Here is a 5007-nt window from a genome sequence, read left to right as displayed (position 1 = left end):
GCCATTTAAATGGTTGTTTTGGGTTCATCTCTGTAGCATTTCAGTCTCTTGAAAGAATATAACACTTGCTTAGGCACCTATTTTTGCAACACAGCCGGATAAATTAACTTCTTGCAAAATACGGGAGCGATACAAGGGATTTCATAGCAAGAATAAAAATCCTTAAAATAATTGTCACTGATAATTTTGAGCTTGATACCTATTAAGTTAAAGTGTTTTAATCTCCTCTGGTTACTCACCTGTTTGAAGTACCTATCCGCCAAGTATCAGGTCGCACTTGCATGAAAAGCTCAGGTAAGCGCAAACGATAAACTTTGTTTCATATTTCTTGTCGTGCTAGTATTTGCTTGCTAATATCCGCTAAGTAAACAGTTGATTTCTAGACAGATCAAGTAATTGTATTGTTTTTGATAGCTTTTGCTGAAATTTTCTTCCTGATTCTGCAAGATATTAAATGATTTACTAAACAAAACAGAGTAATCAAAGAACCTACTTGATAGTGGAAGTTAACAGTTATGAAATCAAAAATCAAGACATATATTATGCTGTTTGCTATTTAATTTGAGATAGAAGAAACTTGACTGACCATTCAGAGCAGGTGAAGGAGATAGCCTTTGATTAGCAAAACTAATTATTTTTAAATAACTCCAAGTTACACCGTTTATCAACCAGAATACATGCGTCAGTCGTCAGAATTCATACTGAATTCTGTACGACTGGCGGATAGCGCAGCGGTAGCGAGTCTTCTCTACGAGAGGCTTTGCCAACGAGCGTCTGAATAAGTGGGTTTAAGACCCCCACCAGATTGAAAATTTGGTAGTCTACAATGAGTGGCGGGTCTGAATCCCCCACTCATTGATTCTTACGGATGTATTCTGACGAATGTATTCTTCAATAACATGATTGTGAAAGAGAATTATGAGTAATAAAAAATGGGCTGTGAAACGACTGACAATAAATCTTACTACAAGCGAGGCAGAGAAAATAGAACAATACTGTGAAATGACAGGAAGACCAGCAACCGACGTGATTCGAGAATTGATTCGCTCTCTTGAGGTAGAGAAGAGTAAGTAATTGAGAATTTCTCAAATCCAACTTAATACTTTACTAGTCGAGGAGATGTGACTAATAAATGGTTAAATGAGAATTTGTCTACTTGTACTAAGAAATCTCTTTAATCGGGCAGTTTACGGACAAGCTCTTTAATTACTTCCTTTTCCTCTTTTCCTGTCTGTTGACAGTATTTTTCAAGTGTTTTAGCTTCATCTGATGCTAAATCAACGCTAATTTGCTTATCGGTATTTTTTTTACTCATACGTCATTAACTAGGTGTAATACTTGCTTTTGTACTTGACAACCTGCACACAAGAAAAAGTAAAGATGTCTTTAAATTCAGACTTCTTCTTTAAAAGTTTAATATCTTGCTTTTTTGGAGTTATTATGGACAAACACAGAAATAAGTGGCTTACCTCAATGCCAGTTCTACCGACGCATAGGTACAGTAAAAAGTTAAAAATGTATGTTCAGAATTATTAGTTAGAAACAACTGTATTGATATTATGCTGTTAACAACAGTATTTTTAGCTTGCCTTATTCAGATTTGTATCTAAAGGAATAAATATAACTTAATTAGCTGAGGGCTTAGTTATTTTTTATACAAATATGCCAAGCGTTAAAGTAGTTCTGGCATATTTGTTTGCTTTAACTTTAAAAACCAGCAATCTCTTGTTTTAATAAGACCCCGTTGGATGTCAACACCCAATAAGAGCAACGCGAAAAAGTGGATTACTGGGGGAAAGTGAGAGAAAAAACCTGTTTCAAATGGCGGATAATGCTGCGTACCACCGATTACATCACTTTTTGACCGAAGCACCTTGGTCTAGTGGGCAGGTGAATGAGCGTCGATTAGAAATCATGAAAGCGCAGATAAAATTCTTGTCTCAAATTTTCGGAGTTGTTGCTTAATCAAGTTTAACTCAGGCTCTTCGTTTGTCTAAACAAAGTTTTTGCGACACAATCAGGATAGTTACGACAACCTTCAATTACTTCACGGACATTGCCATGATGCTAAAACGGCAGCAGATAAATTTGCTGTTGAAGTTCCAGAAATAGATGAGGATTATCTCAACTGTAATCCCTTCTAATTCTGAATTTATAGGTGTGTTTGACAAGCACCAAATCACTGAGGAGCCGTGTGAAATTAACGTTTCATGCACGGTTTTGTAGCCAGTCAGGAGGGTGACTTCCTAGCTCTGGCATCCAATTAAAAATGCTGTTGCATTTGAGTATCTTTTGAGATACTCAACTGATACTATCTTTTGTGAAGCGAATTGATCTCTACTAGCATAGCTTTGTGTATTTATAATACCTTGCTCTGTGCTTATCAAAGAGATTTTAAGGCTCTCCAAAAATTAAATTATCTAATTCTTCTATCCAATACGAACAACTATCATATTTTTCTACCCTTACTCTCCTATTCCCACAGCAATTAGATATTTTTTTACTTGGAAGTCCTTTTCTGGAAAACAAACAGTTTAGCGTTCAGAAATCTTACCAATACAGCAGTAGACAAAATGCACTATTGTTTTACCGAAAGTTGCAATCAATCTTAGCTCTAATTTGTTATTGCTAGCTAGTTGCAGTTAATCATAGCTGTAAGGGCTAAGCAAAAATAAATTGAACAAATCTTCGATACCTGACGATTAATAGTGTTGTCTAGATAGATACCCCAATTCATGGAAAGTTCAATTTATAACAGAGGAGAAGCTAAAAAATCTTTCTGCAGATCTAAGCGTTGTGTATTGCTGGCTGCTACAACTAAGGCTTTAAACGCAATCTTAGGTGTAGTTATAAATCTCACTATCACAAGGAAATTCAAAATGTTAGTTCAGTTTGCTCTACACCCAAGAAAGTGGCTTAAACGGAGAGTATCTGCACAGCTATTTAGTTTACTCACCCTGCTAACTACTGTGATGTACTTCAAGGGTCTGACCAACGCCGCCGAGGCTAGCCCACCAGCTGCGTCTGTTGAAACCAAGCTTCAAGTGCCTAGTACAATGACCTCTACGCCCTTCAATACTAGCCGTTACTTAAAAGTACCGCCCAACTTCGTCATCTCCGTCTATGCGCGAATTCCCAAAGCCCGGTTTATGGCAGTTGCTCCCAATGGGGATCTTCTAGTCTCGCAGCCCAGTACAGGTAAAGTACTAATTGTGCAGCCAAATGGCAGCAATGACCCAATTATTTCTGACTTCGTAACGGGTCTACGCAAACCGCACGACATTGTGTTTCACAAGATTGACAATACGACATACGTTTATATCTCTGAGACTCATCAAATTAACCGCTTCATCTACAAATCTGGAGATATAACCGCAAACAATCGCCAAGTCGTCATAGCTGGCTTACCAGACAGCAGCACACCGGAACTCAAAGGCTCTTACGGTCACGAACTGAAAAATATCGCACTCGATGCCAACCATAAACTATACGTTTCGATCGCCTCTACATGTAATGCCTGTTTGGAAGATACTGTGAGTAACCCACGGCGGGGCGCAATTTACCAATACAATGCTGATGGAACCAATCCGCGACTTTTTGCCCAAGGCCTACGCAATGCAGAAGGGCTGGCATTTTTGCCTGACACAAATGACCTCTGGGTAGTTGTTAATAATCGAGACAGAATTGCCTACCCCTTCAACGATAGCAGTGGCAACTACGGTAAGGTTATCCAGTCCTATGTAGACGACCACCCACCAGAAGAGTTCACAAAAGTTCGGGATGGTGGCAACTATGGTTGGCCATTCTGCAACCCCAATCCTGACAAGCCCAATGGCTTCAATGATATGCCATTCGACCGCGACTTTCAGTTTAATGCTGATGGACGTGTTAATTGCAACGCAATGGACAGGATTACCAAGGGTATCCAAGCACATTCAGCTCCGTTGGGATTAACTTTTTTACAAGATACAAATTTTCCCAGCTTGTACTCTACTGGGGCAGTGGTGGGGCTACACGGTTCATGGAATCGGCAGAAAAAAACAGGCTATAAAATAGCTTATTTTCCTTGGGACAATACGACAAATATCCCAGGAGATCAGATAGATTTAGTTAGCGGCTGGCTAATTACAGCAACCCAAGAAGTTTGGGGACGACCCGTGGATATGGTAGTAGATAAGCAGGGTAATTTGTTAATCTCAGATGACTACAGCGGCACTATCTACAAGCTTTCTTACACACCTTCTGTTGAACAGGTTCAGGTCTACAAACACATCAACTTTGCTGGAGTTTCCCAATCTTTTCCTGCAAGTCCAGGAATATACAAAGCCAGCCAAGGTAACTTAAGTATCGTGGGTAATGACAGTATTAGCTCATTACGCGTGCCACCAGATACAGTGGTACGTGTATGCGAACATAACAATGGTGGTCGATGCCGTGAGTATGGTTCTGGTGATCATAATGTCGGAAACGACTTGAATGACAAAATATCATTTATAGAGGTCAAGTAACCTCAAGTTAGAGCGTATTCGTAAACAAAATCTGGGAATGGGCCCATCAACTGGGTAAAACGGCCCGTAGCGGATACCGTTGGCGAATTCCCCAAACAGCTAAACTGAACCGATTAGTTCAGAAATGAACCGATTGAGAACCTTCTGAGCAGTTTTATACCCAGTAGCTTGCTTACCTAACCTCAGTTCAGACAAAACACGGTCACGTAAAATTTCAAGTTCTAAAATAGTTGGCAACGCAACAGACTGTCTTTCGCTGGCGGTATTAGATGTTAGAGGAAACTCCCGCTCCCGTGTAATACTCGGCTGGTTTTCGGTTTCTGGTGGAGTGGAAGCTAAAAATTCCGAGTCTTTCCGTGTAATACAAGGGTTGGCGTTATGCCTAATAATATGTTCTAAATAGGGTTGTGTTGCAAAAAAGGTTTGAAGTGATAAAATTCTCTAGAACTAAGATTATTTATGCAACAACTCCGAAGATGTCTGCAATAAAATTAACTTG

Annotated in this window: 4 protein-coding genes and 1 pseudogene; 4 read left to right on the top strand and 1 reads right to left on the bottom strand. The window is 39.4% G+C overall.

All coding sequences use genetic code 11. From position 1 onward, the window contains the following. The first annotated feature begins 918 nt into the window (after window positions 1-918). A complete protein-coding gene (locus HCR01_RS36865) occupies window positions 919-1074 on the top strand; it encodes a ribbon-helix-helix protein, CopG family (RefSeq protein ID WP_193200840.1) in 156 nt (51 codons plus the stop codon). Between the two features lie 100 nt (window positions 1075-1174). Here the strand turns inward: HCR01_RS36865 and HCR01_RS36860 are convergent, their stop codons facing one another. Further along, on the bottom strand, window positions 1175-1315 hold the full coding sequence (locus tag HCR01_RS36860) for a CopG family transcriptional regulator (protein WP_191762440.1): 141 nt from the start codon (window positions 1313-1315) through the stop codon (window positions 1175-1177). Window positions 1316-1782: 467 nt separating this feature from the next. On the opposite strand from HCR01_RS36860, the pseudogene HCR01_RS36855 reads away from it, so the two are divergent. The 3 genes and pseudogenes from HCR01_RS36855 to HCR01_RS36845 all read left to right on the top strand — a co-directional run. Then, window positions 1783-1917 (top strand): annotated as a pseudogene (locus HCR01_RS36855) (IS701 family transposase); the annotation flags it as partial. A gap of 89 nt (window positions 1918-2006) precedes the next feature. Beyond that, the gene (locus HCR01_RS36850; RefSeq protein ID WP_226890052.1) at window positions 2007-2144 is read left to right on the top strand and encodes an HNH endonuclease; all 138 of its coding nucleotides are present in this window, start codon (window positions 2007-2009) and stop codon (window positions 2142-2144) included. 735 nt (window positions 2145-2879) lie between these two features. Continuing rightward, on the top strand, window positions 2880-4508 hold the full coding sequence (locus HCR01_RS36845) for a PQQ-dependent sugar dehydrogenase (RefSeq protein ID WP_193200839.1): 1629 nt from the start codon (window positions 2880-2882) through the stop codon (window positions 4506-4508). The last annotated feature ends 499 nt before the right edge of the window (window positions 4509-5007 follow it).

The organism is Nostoc sp. MG11 (assembly GCF_014904695.1).
Lineage (GTDB): Bacteria > Cyanobacteriota > Cyanobacteriia > Cyanobacteriales > Nostocaceae > Komarekiella.
Note: the sequence above shows the minus strand (reverse complement) of the source record. Positions and strands in the feature narration are given on the sequence as shown.